Here is an 18,076-nt window from a genome sequence, read left to right on the forward strand (position 1 = left end):
GAACGCCGCCGGCATGGCACGCGGTTGCCGCAGACCCTTGAAAACAAGCGGTACTAGCCACCAACATGCCACGCCGACATTGGAACTCGATGGGTAACTGCCAAGACGGCGAGTTGCGGATCGGTTTTGACCACCGACATTCAGAAGTCATTTCCGGGTATGGGTTTGCGTAGACCGTCGTTCGGCCTGAAAGGCCGGTTCTACCAGCCCAGGCCAACGGCCTGGGAATGCTGCGACAAAAAGTATTCGTACACGCGACCAAGAATGTCTTTTGAACGATTGGCTTTGTCTCCCAGGCCGATGTTGCCAACCATGTCGATCAGTTGTCCCAACCGCTGCTTGTCGAGCCCAGGACGCGAGTACTCTTTGGGCAGCACGCCTTTGAGCGACGGGTTGTCTCGCTCGATGGCCAACATGGCGTCATCAACCGTCTTGCCGATTGTCGCTTGCTTCGCTTCGGCCTTGAGCTTCGACCAACGAGCTTCCTTGGGCACCCAGAAGATATTCACCGCACGATACTCGTCGGGGTCTTCCGGATCAGCACCGTTGGCTTGGTCGGCTTCCAGTTTGGCGTGCTGCTCCTCGAAGGCATCCGAGATGTACTTCAAAAACAGCAACCCAAGTACGATGTGTTTGTACTCCGCCGCATCCATGTTGGATCGCAGCGCATCGGCTGCCCGCCATAATTCGGATTCAAAGCCGATGTTGGCGGAACTGCCGTTGGTCGTTGTTCGCTTTGCCATAGGTTGCCTTTGATTGCTTGTTCGAAATAGCTACTTCGCCTTGGTTGGTTTCACCGGTTTAGCCGCCTGCTTCAAAAACTTGTCCAAGTCCGACTTCTTGAACAAGCGATAGCCGTTGGCCGGGTTTCGATGCATCGGAATGTCGCCACGAGCTGCCCATTTTCGAATTGTGTTTTGAGCAACACCCAGGTATTCCGCTGCTGCGGCCGTGTGTAGGTATTCGGTCAATTTGGTCATGGGATACGTCCCCCTTATAATCGCGTGAATTCGCCAGGGTCCCAGTCTATTAAACCCTGCACGGTTGGGACACCACCCCGCCATTCATGGCCAATTCTGGCCACCGGTCCGAAATCGTGGAAATTTCAGCCGAATTGTGGTCAGCGAACGCTTGAGCTGTCCCGAAACCCATGGCTCCATGTGTGTCGTCATTCAGACGAATTCGAAACCCAAACACTAGGAGACCAAACGCTGGCCCGGCGCAAGTAGAACGCACCCCACCAATCGCCACCACAACGCGCACGAGGTCGCATCGACCAACGCTGCAAAGCAAGGGTATTTGGGTTCAGATGGGCATGGCGCGAACGCCGTGCATCAACCAGGGCAGGCGATCTTAAGCAACAATGACCATTACCAAGGCCAATGTCAAATGAAAGTTGCCGATAGGATGGCGTCTTCAAAACAACCGTCGATCATGCCGTAGGTACTGCGCCACGGGCCGCAAAGGCGGCTGTCGATGAAAGCTTGTGCGAGTTCTGGCAGACCAACTCGATTGAATTCTGCGGCTGCAGCAGCCAAAGCTAGGCGTTCGGTCAGTACTCGGCAGCCGCCCGGATCATCGGCTACCAGCTTGGCTGCAGTTCGCACCGGATTCAAAGCATCGGCTTGTTGTTGAGTATCCAGGTGATTCTGCAATTCGACTAAAACTTCTTCAATTGCATCGCGGTCCTTGCTGAGCACGCGTATGACATCCAGACACATGACGTTGCCTGAGCCTTCCCAGATGGCGTTCAGAGGTGCCTCGCGATAGTGTCTCGCAAGGTTTCCCTCCTCTACGTAGCCGTTGCCTCCCAGGCACTCCATGGCTTCGTACACCAGACCTGGAGCGATCTTACAGGTCCAGTATTTGATTACGGGAGTCATTAAACGAGAAAAGTTTGCCGCTGCAGCATCGTGGGTTGCGCGATCGTAGGCACGAGCCAAACGCAAGGCCAAGGCGGTGGCGGCAGCCAAATCCAAAGCCATGTCAGCCAGCACACGCCGCATCAGCGGTTGGGCGATCAGCCGCTTACCAAGTACCTCGCGATGGCGACAGTGCTCGACGGCCTCCCACAGCGAGGCGCGCAGCAGTCCTGCGGTGGCCACTGCACAATCCAACCTCGTGAGTGTCACCATTTCGATAATGGTTTGCACGCCCTTACCCGGTTGGCCCACAAGCTGAGAAAGGCTACCATGGAACTCGACTTCCGAGGAAGCATTCGAGCGGTTGCCGAGCTTGTCCTTCAGGCGTTGAAATCGCAAGCCGTTGTCGCTGCCATCGGGCAGCAGTCGAGGCAACAGGAAACAACTCAGTCCGTCCGCCGTCTGGCCTAAGATAAGAAAAGCATCGGACTGGGGCACGGACATAAACCATTTGTGCCCAACTATGCGCCACCAACCATCGCTGGTCGGCTCGGCTCGCGTGGTATTGGCGCGAACGTCGGTTCCCCCCTGCTTCTCGGTCATGCCCATACCCAATATGACTTGCTGCTTGGTGCTAGCAGGCCGATTGGAGGGATCATAGTGGCGACAGGTGATTTGAGGCAGCCATTGCTGTGCAATTTCGGGGCTCTCATTGAGCGCTGCCACACAGGCATTCGTCATGGTGATCGGACACAAGTGGCCCATTTCAACGCCGGCTGTTAAATAGTAACGAGTGGCTCGTGCCAAATGACGCTGGCCAACTTCGGCTGGTGTATCCTGCCATACCGAGCAGTGCATCCCCTGTTGGATACTGCACCGCATCAGCTCATGCCATGCGGGATGGAATTCAACTTGGTCGATGCGATGCCCTTTGGTATCAAATGACTTCAATTGCGGCAGATGCCGATTGGCCAGTCGCGCAAGTTCCAGAGTGTCGTGCTGCCCCGCCCATTGGCCGTGGGCATCCAGCTGCTGCCGCACGGCGGTTGAAAGGTCGCTGGTCAGGTGTCGTATCAATGGATCATCTGCGTAGGCATTGTGCCCTCCGAAAACTGGTGACTGATTGGTAACCTGATGCGTGGTAAACGAGGATTCTAGGGCACTTGGAGTCATGATTGAGCAAGTCGCAGAAGGTGGAAGGTGAGTGTTCGCGTTTATGCAGCCGTTCATGCTGCCGTCACTTACAACCATGGCCCCGATAATTTTCGGAACCAAGATCGATCGACCTCGTCAAGGATATCAAGCCATTGGCGACAATGGCTCTACACTGAAAGCCGTTATCCAAGGTCTTCGTGAGCGGTTGCAAGTATGCGTGGGGTGCGTTGCGGTGGCCATGGGCTAGATTACGATTATAGGCTGAAGCGTATGACAGCGGGACGTAGTTTGGTAGTCGGCCAGTGCGTTTGTGTGTATGTAAGAATATCGCGGGGCCAGCCGCGATTCCTAATTGATAGCGTAGCCAAGGAGAATCTGTGATGAGTCGCTCTAACGACGGGCCGTGGTCGGTCTGTAAACGCACGACACGCCAGGGGGTTGTGTGCTCACGGAGCATTGTTCGCTTCTTGGTTTGGATCGCATGCTGGTGCGCAGCGTCCCGTGTCACTGGCGATCTAATTACCCAAGAGGGCCCCCGAAACACCGAACGTCAGAATCGCCTATCCGAGTTAGTGGCCAGGGAATTGCCTGAAGAAGACATTGCGAAACTTGGGACGTCGCTTCGTTCGCTTGAAATTGGCGACATACAGAATTTTAGGAAGGGTTATGACGAATTGGCGGCGACTAGCTCCAGCTTGCCGGCAGTAGAAGTTTTCCTCGGTAAGCTGCTGATTACAAACAATCAAATTGCCGATGCGACTCAGATGTTAGAAGAATACGTGCTCAAGAATCAAGAAGATGCCGAAGCTCACGTGGCCTTGGGGATCATCGCCATGAAGACTGGGCGATTCAGCGATGCGTGGCTGCAGTCGCTGTACGCTCAGCGGTTAGTGGATCGGGGCAAGCTGCCTGAGGCTCGCACCAAGTTTGCACTGCCTAGCCTGACCGAGCTACGGGCGGAAGTCGCCGAACGTAGGCAGCAGTGGTCGGAGAGCGAGCAGTTGTTTCTCAAACTCTATGAGTTACTGCCAGGGCAGGGATATGCTATGTTGCGTGCCGGACGCACGAAGGTGTTGGCTGGAGACCTGAAGGGTAGCTACGAACTTCTCAAACAGGCTCGCCAAAATCACCCCAATCTGCCATTACCCGAATTAACCATCGCACAGGTTCTGGAAGCCAATACCGATTGGGTCCGTGATAGGGAACATGTGGTGCGCATCGACAGTTGGATGGAACTGGCCTTGAAAGAGCATCCCGATGAACTTTCGGCCGGGTCAAGCTACATGCACTGGCTGCTGTTGTCGGATCGACCGCAGGAAGCAATTGCACTGTATCAAACACTCTCAGAGCCGCACAAATTGGATCGCAACGTTACCTTATTGCGCTGTCTGGCGGCCCGTTATCTGCAAGATTATTCAACCGCAGAACAGTTGTTGACTGAAGCGATGGCGGTGCATCCGGACGATCTGGACTTCAGTGACCAATTAGCACAAGTTTTGGTGGAAAGTGGCGATGCCGACAAACTGAAGCGGGCAGCCGAATTAGCGGAGTCCAACAGCAAGCGTTCCCCAGCATCTGAGGCCACAATAGCCACGTTGGCGTGGGTTAAAACGCATTCTGGTGAACTGGGTCCTGCAGCTACCTTGCTACAGCCATTGGCGTCACGCGGACAAATGTCTGCGCAGACCGCCTACTATCTGGCACGCCTGCTCGCCAAGCAAGGCAAGTTTGACGATAGCCACAGGCTGCTGGCGGCCGCCGCGAACACTCGCGGTCTATTTCCTCAGCGAGCACAGGTAAATCGCGAACTGACTGGAAAATGATATCGTAGTTGTTCCTTGGCGGAATGTAGTGCGGCCAAGCAGTGCGACTGCGATCACCGGAGGTCGCCGTCAGTGCCGGCTTTGGGTGGCGGGTTGTTGGCCACGTGATGATGGTTGAATAGGGTCACGCATTTCGCGGTTGTGTTGCTGCGACTACCTTGACCCACCCTGCAAGAACACCATGCTCGCTACCGGCCCGCCAAAGGATGTAAATCCGCTCGGTGGAGTCACTGTTGGTTAATGATCAAAATGCGCTGTTCTGTGGGTTGAGCAGCTTGCGTTGGCGTAATCCAGAAAAGCTGCGCTGATAATTCGGGTTGACTGTCGAGTAATCGCTGCAATTCCTGGTTAGTCAAAAACAGCACGCGACTGGCAACATCCGCCTGCTCTGTGACGCCGGGTTGTAACTGGACGCTTTCAGCCCAAGTCGCTAGTACTCGTTGCTGCGAATTGGGGACCGCTAGAACTGCGATGGGAACAGCCTCATCGCTTGCTTTTGATTGCGTATTCGCTGGGGTGTTATCCGCTTCCGCGAAGGCGGGGTTTTGAGGTGGAGAGCTTAACTGCCGCCGAAGCGGTGTCAGCACATCGTTTGACTGAATTTGCGAGGCAACGGAACTTTCACTCCAGTTAGCTGAACGGTGCCAGGTCGCGTTTCCGCGACGAGCTCGATTGCCAACTCGGCTCCTGTCATCGACTTGTGATGTCTCATTTGATGTCTGGCTTTGGTCCTGATTAGATTGAGCAATGGTTTGTGGCGCGGCCTGCGCTGGCGGTGCCAGTGCCTCAGCAGTCGCATCCAGCATTTTCGAGTACCGGTTAGCGTTGGATTCAGCGGCGATGTCGGCAAGCTCAGAGTACGCTAGAGCGTCCCCAAAACCAGGAGCAGGAGTATTGAGAATTTTGTGGTCTGCTTGCGGGCGTGCTAATTTGCTTGTAGCAGAAGGTGTTTCAGAGCCTGCTGACATCGGGACCGGTGCCCTTAGTGCGCTGTCAGCTGCTAACACCCGCGCGGTATTGTTCGATGGTGTCGCATCGAAAGCAACATCCGCCTGCGCCATCGAAGTTTCTGCAGCCCGCAATTCCGACTCACGGGCAGCCGATGATTCTTGTTTGGCCAGTTCAATACCGTTTCGCGGACGGGATATCATCAACAGCCCACCGACGATAATCGAAATGCCAATCAAGCTAGCGGCGATTGTCAACGGCCAGCGCCGAGTGATAAGTGTGCCGCTAGTAAAATCGGACGGTGGACGGTGAGTTGCGATATCGAGATGAGCCACTGCGAACATCTCTTCGGCGCATGGGTCTTGGTTAACCTCGACAAAATCGTCTTGAGGCTGTTCTCCCACGATTTCTTGTTCTACTGGGTTATCAGACTGAGCTTGCGCGGCAGTGTTTTGATTGCCAGCCTCCAGCTGTCCTGGAGTATCGGTCTTAGTCTCAGGTTCAGGCTGTGATGCGGCATCAAGACTCTCGACCGATAAGTGACTCTCTGGGCGGTCGGATTGCATTGGTGTGATTGAAAGCGCATCGCGGAGTGGTTGTGCGTCTGCCGCTCCCTCCAAGCCGTCATCCAGTTCTGAGGCGAAAGTCCGAAAGTTGCTCGGAGCATCTTCTGCCGAGTTCATGGGTTGGGCTGTGGGACTTATGGCGGCAGATGGCTGCGGAAATTGCGGCAATTGTCCGACCATCGCACGGCCGGCCTTCAGCTCCTTCAAGAGTTCCGCGAGTTCAGGGGAGGATGCTAGAGCCTGTTCGACCTTTTGGCTTTGTTCGCGGCTAAGCTGCCGATCCAGATAGGCCGTTAGCCAGTCTTCAGGAAAACCTTGCGGAAGAATTCGAATGTGATTCATGGATCCTCCGATATGCCAAGTTGCGCGGAACGCTGCTGGAGAATCTGCTTCAATTCCATTCTGGCACGGTGTAACCGGCTGCGTACGGTGCCTATCGGTATCTTGAGGATTTGCGAGATTGTATCGTAATCCATATCCTCAAAGTCCCTAAGCAGCAGGATGACCCGTCGCTGTTCGTCTAACAGTTCCAGCGCCTGGCGAACAACGGTTTGCGTTTCCGACAACTCGATTGCTTCGCTACTAGCACCGTCGGTTCCTAACCGGTCAATCACGGCATCATAGCCTACTCGACCAAGCTGGCTTTCCACACGACGATGGCGACGATAGCTGAACATCAGATTCAGTCCGATCCGCGATAGCCATGTGAAAAACTGGCACTGACCAGCGAACAACCCAAGCTTTCGGTAGGCTCGAAAAAAGGCTTCTTGGCCGATATCTTCGGCCAGTTCCCGATCTCCGCAGGCGTGCCATAACAATCCTAGCAGTCGCCGCTGGTACCGGCTGACTAATTCGTCGAACTGGTCCGCGTCGCCAGCTAGAACGGCGTCGATAATTTCCTGGTCGCTCGGCATCCGTGGTGTTGACTGAATTGGCGCTAGAGGTGGTAGACGATCGCCTGGCTTGGGCAGTTCCCAATAGAACGCTACATGAAGCGCAATAGTTTTGACAGGCGATACCTAAGTGTAACAGCTGGCTAACAAGCGCCGGTCGCTAATTCTGGTCTAAAGATACCGGCCAGCGTGCGTTTTGCGGCTCAGACGCGAGTCGATAGTAGCAGACATTGGTCTCACCAAGCTGCCAGCTATAGAAGGCCTCCTGGGAATTAATCTGGGTTGGAAATTCAATCAGGCCGTTCTCGGGCTGGCGCAGGAATATTCCTAGAGACTCTAGTTCCTCGCGATATCGCCAGATTTGATCATATTGGGCCTGCAGATCCGCGCGGCTTTCGGCCATTTCGTCGTCGTACATTCGACCTGCGCCACGGCTGCCTTTGCGCAGTAGACGATGAAGTTCGACGCGGCGCGAGGTAACGTCACGAAAAACGCCGCAGATGTCCGAAACGATCGACCGGACCAAAGGCAACATCGCGGTCGCCTGGTCAAGCGTAAATCGCTTGGTAATGGTTTGCGGTGAGGTCATGTCGTTGATCATCGCGTGGACTCTACTAATTCGTCCTGTTCGATCCGTGACCGGCAATCCTAATTCAACCTTAGCATCTGCAAGCGCATAGCAACACTAAGAAAGCGCCAACGAGTGACGGTTTCCGCAATTGCTTTAGCTAGCTGGTGTGACAAGCTGTTTAAGGCAAAAGTTCCCAATTCGTAGCTCAACTAGGAAACACTACCTATAGTACCTGTACGCACCAGGCAAGCGCCTGGGTCTGTTCATCGGCAAACATTCTTTACAAACATCATAATCCCACAAGTAGTTTTGGCAGTCTGTGGGGTGCCCAGAACTAAGCAGCTGCGGCAGTGGATTTTCGCAAGTCGTTGCTAACAAAAGGCTTGCACGTTTCCCTGGAATCAGATATTTCTTTCCGTCGGGCCAAAATCCTGGCAGCAAAATCCAGACCAAAGTGACTGAATAGGCTAGTTGAAGCCGTTACTCGTCCAACTCCTTGGGGCGATAGGCATGCTTGAAGATCCACTTAGACCTAACCTGATCGCCAGGTAGCGACAGAATATCTTGCCACCGGTTCACAGTCACCTCGAAGAGAGCCGCGCAGGCCGTCGGAAACTCGATCGGCCTACCCGCCAGAGAGCTTGCCAAGTCCTCCATTCCAGGGTTATGTCCTATCACCAGCAGGTGCTGCCAACATTCGTCGGCTTGTGAAATCTGTCTCAGAATCTGACCGGGAGTCGCCAGATAGAGTCCTTGACAGTATACGATCTCAGGATCGAGGCGCTGCCACTCTTGTCGCATCAATTCGAGCGTCTGCCGTACTCGACAAGCCGTGCTGGCCAGCACGGCATCCACTGTAATCTGCAGTTTCTCTAGGTGTCTTCCCATCTGCCCGGCGGCGCGACGTCCACGCGAGTTCAACGGTCGATCGTGATCGCTAGTGACACCGCTCTTCCAGTCACTCTTGGCATGACGCATTAAGATGACGATTCGTGGCTGCATGTGGCGGCTCAAGGAGTCTGGTGAGGGCTGGAGAATGCCGGGGGGCTGGTATTCTTCTTTTCCGGTAGGCAGCGTAGGATAGTACTGCAACAGCAAGCGGCTTCAATCGGCCGAAGACCAGAACCACGCGAATTTCAGGGAGATAATCGATGGGCCATGCACTTGGATGGTTGAGTAGCACACTTGGCCTGGAAAGCGCTGCGCGACGCGCAGGTCTTGGCCTACTAACGCTGATGATGGCTGCTTCCTTAACTGCAGGGCTGGCTACGGCTCAGGATGCCGGCCAAGCCAAGCTGGACGAAGCCACGGCTCGCAAGTTGAACGCCAATAGCCAAGCGGACTTGGCCAAAGTGGTCGAATTGTGCGAACAGGCGCTGGAGGCTGGGCTGGACGAAGTCAGTACCCAATTGGCCAAGGGTATGATCGCCGCTTCATCGTTACAACGGGCGCAGCTCTTGCTGCAGCAACTGCCCAAGGTCGTCAACAACGCCAGCGCGCTGCGCAATTTGACTATGAATATGCGAGCTGATCTGGAAAAGGCCATTTCCTACAACGATAAACTAGCCGAAGCGCACATGCTGCTGGCCCGATTAGAGACGTTGCCTGGCGGCAGCCGAGATCGGGCACTGAATCACATGAATTTGGCTATCGAAGCACTGCAAGATAAACCAGTCGATCAATCTGCTGCCTACCTGTTGCGGGCTGGCTTGCGTTCGAGTAACGACGACAAAATTGCCGATATTTCAAAGGCTCTCGAATTGGACCCGACCAACAAAGACGCCTGGCAGGCCAAGATCGCTCTGCAACTAGCGTCGCGCAAATTCGAGGAGGCACGCCAAGATGCCGAAAAACTGCTGGCTGACGACGAAAGCAACGACTTCGCATTTCAAGTTGTCGTCGAGACATTGATCGAAATGGGGCGGCTGGATGAGGTGCACGAGATACTGTCCAAACGCATCGAAAAACAGCCCGAAAACGGGGACTACTATCGTTGGCGCGGCAGATTGGAAATGAGCCGCGATCGTAACGACGAGGCGATCTCTGATTTTTCAAAAGCGATTGAACTCAATCCGCGAGATTTCGAAGCTCTGCTATTCCGAGGTCAAATCTACTTCGGCCAGGAACAGATCGATAAGGCCAGTCGCGATGTCAGCGATTCGTTACTCATCGAACCAGACTCTTCGCTTGGCGTCTTGTTGCGTGCCCATGTGTCAGCGCGACAGAAGCGATATGCAGATGCCATCAAAGACATGGAAATGTTGGTTCGACATAATCCCAGTAATCTCGGTTGGATTATGCAATTGGCGTCGTTCTACCAGTTGGACAACCGGCCCCGACTGGCTATCCAGTTATTAGACCAACTGCTGGCCGAGAACAATAAAGAGTGGCGCGCCATGCGAACGCGCGGTGACGCCAAGCTGGCCATCAGCCAGCACCATGAAGCTGCTGAGGACTATCGTCGGGCGGTGCGCATCGCGGAGGCTTCTAAGGACGATCCGAATCTAAAAGGCGACGTCAAGGACCTGATGCTTGAGCTGAGTGGGCTCTACAACAACCTTTCCTGGCTGCTATCAACATCGCCTAAAGATGATCTCCGCAATGGAGCAGAGTCGCTTGAGTTAGCCCTCAAGGCCTGTGAGGCCACTGAATACAAAGAAGCGCACATCCTGAGCACACTGGCTGCCGCCTACGCGGAAACAGGCGACTTCGAAAACGCTCGACAGTGGGCTAGCAAAGCAGTCGAATTGGGGCGCGAATCCAAGCACGATCAGATCGACCAGTTAGAGAAGGAGCTGGAATCCTACCAACAGAACAAACCGTGGCGCGAAGAGCAATCTACTGAAGAAAACAAGAAGCCGCTGTCCGCTGCCGAAGCTATCGATACCTAATTCAATTTAGTTTCGTTCGCCAGTACATGGATCGCCAGGCCGGTAGACCGTTTTTACATTGTCGTCACGGAAGCTATTGAGTTTTTCGATTTGACGGAATGCCACTAACCTAACAGCTTGGCTCCGTATTGTTGGCCACAGGCCGCAACAACGCTGGCTACGGCACTATCGACCTCTTCACCGGTCAGCGTGCGCTGCATGTCCTGAAAGCTCAACGACAACAGCACTCGCTTCTTGTCCGCTCCGTCTTTCTTGCTGTCGCGATACGTTTCCCTATAGGTCACTCGCTGCAAATGATTTCCACCCTGGCTGCGGCAGGTCCGTTGCAGATCATCCCAGCGCAGCGCTTCGTCGACGATAAAATTCAGATCACGCTCGATGGCTGGGAACAGGCTGTACGGCACCGCTCGACGCACTTCAACTAAACAATTCACCAGGCCGCCAACATCCAGCTCGGCAGCCGCGCAAGCACCGTCCAAGTCATGAGCCTTGAGCATGGCAGCGCTTACCAGTCCTAACCAGCCCAGCAATTGCCCATCCAACTCCAATCGCTGCAAGGTACCCGGCGCAAACATGGGATGGTCGGCAGTTGCCCAGATGGTACGTTGTCCACCGCCCAAATTATCCAAGATAGCTTCCACAATACCCTTGATTTGTCGCAAGTCACCAGCCGTTACCAAGCCTAGTGCAGGCAGTTCGCGAGGCAAGTGACCAGGGTTTGGGTCGGGCAAGACTATATTGGCGATTTCATACAACTGAGCATTGCGAATAGACTGAGCCTGATTCGCCTGCCGCGCGGCCAGTAGGCTGGGTAGCAGACTACGCCGCAACATCCGTGCGCCCTCCAAAAGCGGTGTTTCGGTCGCGAGCGGAGCTTGGTCTGTCCACGGGCTGCCGTGTGATTCCAGCCGGTCCTGCACCACGCTGGGCGTCATGGCCTCGTCAATACCATAGGCGCTCAGTACATGGCGAATCTTAACCACCGCCAAATCCTTCGGACGTGGCTGAGCTACTGACATGGGAACTTGCGCGTCCTCAGGTATGCGATCATAGCCATGAATTCTGGCGATTTCTTCGATCAAGTCCACTTCGCGCGATACGTCTCCGCGCCAACTAGGCGCTGTAACTAACAGTTCTCCATCACTGCTATCGCTCTGCTGCGCAATTCGACACCCAAGAGCCGACAAGATGCTCGCAACCCGACTACGATCAATTTCAATCCCCAGCAATCGCGGAATCTGATTCAGGCGCAATCGAATGGCCGCAGGAGTACTCGGGGCTTGGCCAGTAGAAACGCTGTCTGATTCCAAGCTGCCTCCGGCAATCTGCAAAATCAGCTCGCAGCAACGTCGGCTAGCCCAATCGGTCCCCATGGGATCAGGCCGCCGCTCGAACCGGAACGACGAGGGGCTGTGAAGCTTCAACTGGCGAGCCGCACGGCGAATCGCCAACGGCTGAAACAATGCGGCCTCAATCAACAGATCAGTGGTTTGGGACGAAATCTCACTTTCGGCTCCTCCCATGATACCCCCCAGAGCCACTGGCCGCTGAGCGTCTGCAATCACCACCATTGTCTGGTCCAGGCTGTAGGTACGATGGTCGATGGCGATGAATTGTTCCCCGGGACTGGCCGGTCGAACGACGATCTTTCCACCTCGGATTTGCTTCAAATCAAAAGCGTGTAATGGCTGGCCGCATTCGAACATCACATAGTTCGTAATATCCACGACGTTGTTGACGCTCTTGACGCCAATGGCCTCCAAACGCTGCACCAACCAACTGGGGCTGGGGCCGATCTGGACGCCACGAATCACGCGTGCAATGTAACGAGTACACGCCTCGGGAAATTCATTTTCGATTCGAATTGACAGACGACAGGACGTTAAGCCACCAAGCGGCTGAGGCTCAGGCACGCGCAAACTGCGATCCAGCAACACGGCCGCCTCGCGGGCCACGCCGATGTGTCCCAGGCAATCGCCGCGATTGCTGGTTACCTCCAAGTCAATCACCGTGTCTTTGCCAACCGCCAGCGTTTGCTCGTGATTCAGTCCAGACATGGCAAAACGACTGGCCAAATCATCCGCTGTGATTCCGGACAGATCGACATAATCATTCAACCATTGCCAGCTTACAAGCATCGCCAAAAATCTCGTTAGTTCAAGGTTTCGTAGGGTGGGACAGGCAAGCCAAATCTAGAGGATCTGCTACTTCACCAAAAGTTGTGAAAACCCTTCATCGGACTGGGGCCACCAATAGTTCGGCTTGCACCCCCCAGTCGCTGGAGGTCCGATTTACGTCACGAAAACTGATGCAAGAATCGCAGGTCACCCCGAAACAGGTCGCGAATATCTTCCACGCCGTGACGCCGCATACATAGCCGTTCGACGCCCAGTCCAAACGCCAATCCGGTGACCTCTTCTGGATCATAGCCGACTGTGGTTAGCACATTAGGATCGACCATCCCGGCACCGCCGAACTCGACCCAACTGTCATTCCACAGATAATCCACTTCTACGCTTGGCTCGGTAAATGGAAAAAAACTGGGGCGAAAGCGAATGTGCACATCCTTGCCTAAGTAGCTGGTGGCAAACATCCGCAATACACTTTTGAGATGAGCCATCGTGACGCCACGATCGACCCACAGTCCCTCCATCTGATGAAACATCGGAAAATGCGTCCGGTCTGCCTCGTCGGGACGGTACACACGCCCGAGCGAAATGACGCGAATCGGCGGCCGCGATTGCTCCATGACCCGAATTTGTACCGTGCTGGTTTGGCTCCGCAATAATCGAGCTGACTCGGCACTGGCATCCACGCTCCGTCCGGCTACCGACAGGTAGAAGTTGTCCAGAGGATCACGGGCCGGATGATCTTCGGGGATGTTCAGGGCGATGAAGTTATGCCATGAGTCTTCAACCTCGGGGCCTTCGACAGGCGAAAACCCCAGCCGCCCCATGATCTCTTGCAGATGCTGGATCGTCTGGGTGATCGGATGCGTCGTCCCAAGGTGTCGTTGCAGCCCAGGTAACGTGGGGTCCAATATCGGACCCCGTGCCGCTATCGACCCGCCGCCACCCACGACAAACGATCCACACGCGGCACCTGAGGCGAACCGCTGCGAAGCACTATCCAATGCCGACTCAATGCGCGCCTTGGCATCATTCAGGCATTTACCACCAGCCGGCTTGTCGGCAGTGGCCAGTCCGCCCAGTTCTTTTTGAATTGCCTTGAGCTTGCCGCTACGCGCCCCGGCGAACTCGACCCGCGCCGCCTCGAAGGCATCACGATCGGCTGCCGCCGCAAACGCTTGCTCGGCCTGCGTGGCCAGCAATTCAAGCTGCTGGACGAACTGTGCTAAATCCACTTTGCGATTTCCAATGGTAGCTAGATTCAATGGTAGCCAGCCAAGGAATCCTAGGCGGCCAAAGCAGCTTTGACTTTCTCAACGACGCTGGAAAAACCGGCCGGATCGTTAATCGCCATTTCGGAAAGCTGCTTGCGGTCCAGGGTTATGCTCGCCAACGTTAAGCCGTGGATGAATTGGCTGTAACGCATGCCATGCTCTTGGCATGCGGCGCTCAGCCGAATGATCCACAGTTGGCGGAACTGACGGCGTCGGACGCGACGATCGCGATAAGCGAATGCACCAGCACGTAGCAGTGTCTCTTTTCGAGATCGCAACAGCTTGCGACGACCACTAACGTAACCCTTGGCGCGTTTGAGAAGCCGTTTCTTGGCTTGTGTCCGCGCCGCACCTTTTCTGGTTCTCATCGGAGAATCCTTGAAAAATTGTATACCTCAGGTCGCTATGCATTGCCCTGACCGTGTCGGGCAAGTCGGCGGCTCGCTTATGCGTTAGCGTTGAAACCCAGGTAACTTGACTAAAAACTGCCGCAGTTCATTTCGTATTTCAGACGGCTGCGCCCCGAGCGCAGGTCAGTAACTATTTCCTCGCAAGCAATCCAGAACCGCTCTTGTCGAAGCATCTGCAGTAACACGCGTGCCTCGCAGATTGCGCCGCCGCTTCTTGCTAACGCGAACAGCTAAGTGACTGGTACCAGCTCCGCGATGTTTCACTTTGCCCTTGGCTGTGACACGAAATCTCTTCTTCGTTGCCTTGTGGGTCTTCATCTTGTGCATGATTGGACTTTCACTTCGTCAAAAATATTCCAACAACCAAAGTCGCCTGACAGGTCCGATCTTACGAACTTCCAGGCCCAAATTGGGGGTGATGTTTGAATCCTGACCGCAAGGCAGACAGTGTACCGGAGGCCAAAATCCCCCACAAGGCCTACTGAAACGGGACGCGACTAGCCTGCTGCCGGATCGCAACATGCCAGCAGCCCAATATCAGCAGACGCGCGATACTCAACTGAAAAACCGTCTGGCCACGGCAAGCGCACGGCCCTGCTGGTTTTACAGCAACGTTTCCAACAAAAGTCGCAGCTTTCTAAGCTCGCCTCGTTGATCGACATCTGGCATGGGGGCTATTTGGATACTCAAGGCGTGAGTGTAGCCCACTTGGCTCAGCTGCGTGACCAATCGACCATACTCGATCTCGCCCTGCCCTACACGGACTTGAAGCTTGTTTTTGGTCGAATCACGAAGGTGGGTGTGAAAGACATAGGGCATGAGTTTGTCGAGGCTCTTGTGGGCATGTGGACTGCACAGATAGTGACTGGGGTCCATTGTCACCCCCAAGCCCTTAATGGTGTCGCATAGCATCTTGGCCGTATCGGGGTCTTCGGTCAGGTGCCCCACGTGACTTTTCATGGCTACGCGCACACCTTCATTTTCCGCGATCTCGACCATCCGCTGTAAACGCCCGACTTCTTCGTTGAAGGGCGTACCCAGTTCCACCGACGGAATCGTCAGTGTAACCACCTTGGTAGCCTTCCCTAATCGGCAAATCGCTGAGAATTGCTCGAAATACTCGGGTCCAGTTGCTTCGATATGCACATCATAGCTACAGACCTCAAGCCGGTGACTGCGTTGAGCCAAAAACACCGCTTTATCAAACTCAGCGTCGATGCGACTGGGTGACAGCGACGAACCGTTCTCGCGCAGCGAGATTTCGATATGCGAAAACTCCAAATCGGCCAGCCAATCGGCCACATCTTGCAAAGGCTGATCGGGCCAACAATCCGTTGATGCTGCTATATACACTTGCCCACAACTCCTGGGGATCCAATTATCTACCGGCGGGATACAAGCCAGAGCACCGCCACACCGTAGCTCACAGAGTATCTCGCCATAGCCATTCTGGCAACATCCATTCGACCAGCGCTCCGGTGATAGCGTTGGGGGCAACCCTGAGGCGGATGATGGAAAGTCCATTTTGGCTGCGCCAGCAGGTGTGGACCAGGCACGACTTCAGCACCAGCTATGTAACGCTGGCGATTCCCGAACAGTGCGTTTTCTAGAGTACGCCATTGCCTCTCATTACCGACGCAGCAAAACAAACTTCAAGGTTTTGAGGATGATCCGCAAATCCGTTTGCAGAGACCTATTTTGCACATATTCCAAGTCCATGCGCATCCACTGATCGAAGGATACTAATTCTCGACCACGGGCCTGCCACGTGCAGGTGATACCGGGAGTCACATCCAGGCGACGACGTTGCCACCATTGACAAGCATCGCTTTCATTGCACGGCAGTGGACGCGGGCCGACCAATGACATCTCGCCCCGCAACACATTCAGAAGTTGTGGCAGTTCGTCGAGAGATGATTTTCGCAAAAACCGACCAAACCGCGTAGCCCGCGGATCGCTGCTTATCTTGAAAGCGGGTCCGTCCTGCTCATTGAGACTCATAAGATCGAATTGCTGCAATTCAGCCTGATTTACCATACTGCGAAACTTGAAGATCACAAAGGGAACGCCACCAAGGCCTGACCGCAACTGGCAAAAGAAGACTGGCCCTGAAGAAGTACAGCGCACTAAGATCGCCACAATCAAGAACACTGGTGACAGTAGCAACAAGCCGATGGACGCAGCAATCACATCAACAGCCCGCTTCTGCCAAGGAAGTGGTATCGAAAACACAGGCTGCATGGACTTATGACCAAGACGATCTGAATGCAGATGTCCTGATGGATTGTCGAGCACAAGCGGAATCGGATAGGTATACAAATCAAATCTGCATTTACCAGAACCGATGCCAAGCTCGACTACTTCAAGCAAATCATCGATGCTTTTCCAATTTGGGCGGTCGATGGCAATGCCTATTTGATTTGGGTTCAACAATCCCACCGGTCCGCGCACTTCAAACTTCGCTAGAACTTCAGACAACACTTCCCAAAATGCCTCAATCCCTTCCGCTTTTGGAAATGTGCAAACAAGCATTGAAAACGGTGTCTCATGTTCATCGGCACGAATTCGACAGTATTCCAATTCCGCCCTCATCGCGTCTGCTGGTAGCAGCTTAGCGGGCTTTGTTGTCAGCCGAACTCCGCCGGCCGACTCCTTAGCACTGAGTCCCGTTTCGCCAGAATCCGCAGAAATCGCCGCTGATTCGCGAAAATCTACTCGCTTCGTAGTCATCTTCAATTCGCAGAAAACTCAATGGTGTATTGCTCTTGGATGGCTCAGCCGTCAACAATCCACACAACTTCACAGTTTGTTTTTGTATGCCTTAATGCTGACGTGGTCCCAAAATACGGTTGGTAAGTCCTTGACGTGTTCCAAGAATTGACAATTGTCAAGGAAATGAGAGTATTTGTGAAGCGGTGCATAGACCAGATCAATTTCGCGGGGGTGCTGTTGCAGCGAGCGCTCGATCCGCGCTAAGACTTGATCCATCATTTTTTGTTCGACGAACGGATTGTACATCAAAATTTTGGTCACATCATTAGGCAATTCATAGTCTTCCGCATTGGTCTCGACGATCTCTACCGGACAGCGAAATTTTCCTTTGCGCTGGGCGCTGGCCACATGCTTGCGACATAGATCAAGACACACTTCATTATTCTCGACCCCGATCACGCGTTTGAATGGGCGATGAGCCGCAGCTATGATGGGACGACCCAAACCACATCCGTAATCAATAAAGACATCCTTGGCTGGATTGGGATCCATGTAATCCAAAATCAAATCTAGGCAGTTGTAATCAATGGGGTCGTAGTATTGCCCACCGTTCTTGCCCCAGACATTGATCCCATACGCATGCTCCAACGTATCAATCCCTAGCTTGCGTTCACGCCGTCGGAATTTTAGTTGATACAGACTCCAATGCACAAACGTTCCGAGACCTTGCTCGCGAATTCGCTTGGTCATCCGCGAAGGTTGTTGTCGTAATTTCTCGATGGTGAATTTTAGGCTCATCTTGCAATACCTTGTTCAACTGTTTGCGTTTGAAGGGACTTTCA

At 54.2% G+C, this 18,076-nt stretch carries 17 protein-coding genes; 3 read left to right on the forward strand and 14 right to left on the reverse strand.

Going from position 1 to position 18,076, the window contains the following annotated elements; all coding sequences use genetic code 11:
• Positions 1-200: 200 nt before the first annotated feature.
• The 3 genes from KF752_12595 to KF752_12605 form a co-directional block, all read right to left on the reverse strand.
• Positions 201-743, reverse strand: a complete 543-nt coding sequence (locus KF752_12595; GenBank protein MBX3422383.1) for an SAM-dependent DNA methyltransferase — start codon at positions 741-743, stop codon at positions 201-203.
• A gap of 30 nt (positions 744-773) precedes the next feature.
• On the reverse strand, positions 774-980 hold the full coding sequence (locus KF752_12600) for a helix-turn-helix domain-containing protein (protein MBX3422384.1): 207 nt from the start codon (positions 978-980) through the stop codon (positions 774-776).
• 405 nt (positions 981-1,385) lie between these two features.
• Complete coding sequence (locus KF752_12605; GenBank protein MBX3422385.1) at positions 1,386-3,035, reverse strand: acyl-CoA dehydrogenase family protein; 1,650 nt, start codon at positions 3,033-3,035, stop codon at positions 1,386-1,388.
• Between the two features lie 55 nt (positions 3,036-3,090).
• Here KF752_12605 and KF752_12610 point away from each other — a divergent pair, with 55 nt between their 5' ends.
• Both KF752_12610 and KF752_12615 read left to right on the forward strand, forming a co-directional pair.
• Positions 3,091-3,264 (forward strand): hypothetical protein, encoded by a 174-nt coding sequence (locus KF752_12610; GenBank protein MBX3422386.1) that lies wholly within the window; start codon positions 3,091-3,093, stop codon positions 3,262-3,264.
• A 133-nt stretch (positions 3,265-3,397) separates the two neighbouring features.
• Positions 3,398-4,840 (forward strand): tetratricopeptide repeat protein, encoded by a 1,443-nt coding sequence (locus KF752_12615; GenBank protein MBX3422387.1) that lies wholly within the window; start codon positions 3,398-3,400, stop codon positions 4,838-4,840.
• A 227-nt stretch (positions 4,841-5,067) separates the two neighbouring features.
• On the opposite strand, the gene KF752_12620 is transcribed toward KF752_12615, so the two are convergent.
• The 4 genes from KF752_12620 to KF752_12635 all read right to left on the reverse strand — a co-directional run bounded on the left by KF752_12620 (position 5,068) and on the right by KF752_12635 (position 8,820).
• Positions 5,068-6,696 carry a zf-HC2 domain-containing protein gene (locus tag KF752_12620; protein ID MBX3422388.1) on the reverse strand — a complete coding sequence of 543 codons (1,629 nt, stop codon included), beginning with the start codon at positions 6,694-6,696 and terminating at the stop codon, positions 5,068-5,070.
• A complete protein-coding gene (locus tag KF752_12625) occupies positions 6,693-7,268 on the reverse strand; it encodes a sigma-70 family RNA polymerase sigma factor (GenBank protein MBX3422389.1) in 576 nt (191 codons plus the stop codon). Before KF752_12625 ends, KF752_12620 begins: the two co-directional genes overlap by 4 nt.
• Positions 7,269-7,407: 139 nt before the next feature.
• Complete coding sequence (locus KF752_12630; protein ID MBX3422390.1) at positions 7,408-7,848, reverse strand: DUF2203 domain-containing protein; 441 nt, start codon at positions 7,846-7,848, stop codon at positions 7,408-7,410.
• Between the two features lie 450 nt (positions 7,849-8,298).
• Positions 8,299-8,820 (reverse strand): histidine phosphatase family protein, encoded by a 522-nt coding sequence (locus KF752_12635; protein MBX3422391.1) that lies wholly within the window; start codon positions 8,818-8,820, stop codon positions 8,299-8,301.
• Between the two features lie 149 nt (positions 8,821-8,969).
• Between KF752_12635 and KF752_12640 the strand changes: the two genes are divergently transcribed.
• Positions 8,970-10,709 carry a tetratricopeptide repeat protein gene (locus KF752_12640; GenBank protein MBX3422392.1) on the forward strand — a complete coding sequence of 580 codons (1,740 nt, stop codon included), beginning with the start codon at positions 8,970-8,972 and terminating at the stop codon, positions 10,707-10,709.
• Between the two features lie 104 nt (positions 10,710-10,813).
• Here KF752_12640 and pheT read toward each other — a convergent pair whose 3' ends face one another.
• The 7 genes from pheT to KF752_12675 all read right to left on the reverse strand — a co-directional run bounded on the left by pheT (position 10,814) and on the right by KF752_12675 (position 18,032).
• The gene (pheT, locus tag KF752_12645; GenBank protein MBX3422393.1) at positions 10,814-12,847 is read right to left on the reverse strand and encodes a phenylalanine--tRNA ligase subunit beta; all 2,034 of its coding nucleotides are present in this window, start codon (positions 12,845-12,847) and stop codon (positions 10,814-10,816) included.
• A 158-nt stretch (positions 12,848-13,005) separates the two neighbouring features.
• Positions 13,006-14,073: a phenylalanine--tRNA ligase subunit alpha gene (gene pheS, locus KF752_12650; protein ID MBX3422394.1), complete on the reverse strand. Its 1,068-nt coding sequence runs from the start codon at positions 14,071-14,073 to the stop codon at positions 13,006-13,008.
• A 50-nt stretch (positions 14,074-14,123) separates the two neighbouring features.
• Positions 14,124-14,480, reverse strand: coding sequence for a 50S ribosomal protein L20 (gene rplT / locus KF752_12655; protein MBX3422395.1), 357 nt, complete (start codon positions 14,478-14,480; stop codon positions 14,124-14,126).
• Positions 14,481-14,645: 165 nt separating this feature from the next.
• Positions 14,646-14,852, reverse strand: a complete 207-nt coding sequence (gene rpmI / locus KF752_12660; GenBank protein ID MBX3422396.1) for a 50S ribosomal protein L35 — start codon at positions 14,850-14,852, stop codon at positions 14,646-14,648.
• Between the two features lie 273 nt (positions 14,853-15,125).
• Positions 15,126-15,740, reverse strand: a complete 615-nt coding sequence (locus KF752_12665; GenBank protein MBX3422397.1) for a sugar phosphate isomerase/epimerase — start codon at positions 15,738-15,740, stop codon at positions 15,126-15,128.
• 411 nt (positions 15,741-16,151) lie between these two features.
• Complete coding sequence (locus KF752_12670; protein MBX3422398.1) at positions 16,152-16,763, reverse strand: sugar transferase; 612 nt, start codon at positions 16,761-16,763, stop codon at positions 16,152-16,154.
• Positions 16,764-17,321: 558 nt separating this feature from the next.
• Positions 17,322-18,032, reverse strand: coding sequence for a methyltransferase domain-containing protein (locus KF752_12675; protein MBX3422399.1), 711 nt, complete (start codon positions 18,030-18,032; stop codon positions 17,322-17,324).
• Positions 18,033-18,076: the final 44 nt, after the last annotated feature.

This window comes from Pirellulaceae bacterium (genome assembly GCA_019636385.1).
Lineage (GTDB): Bacteria > Planctomycetota > Planctomycetia > Pirellulales > Pirellulaceae > Aureliella.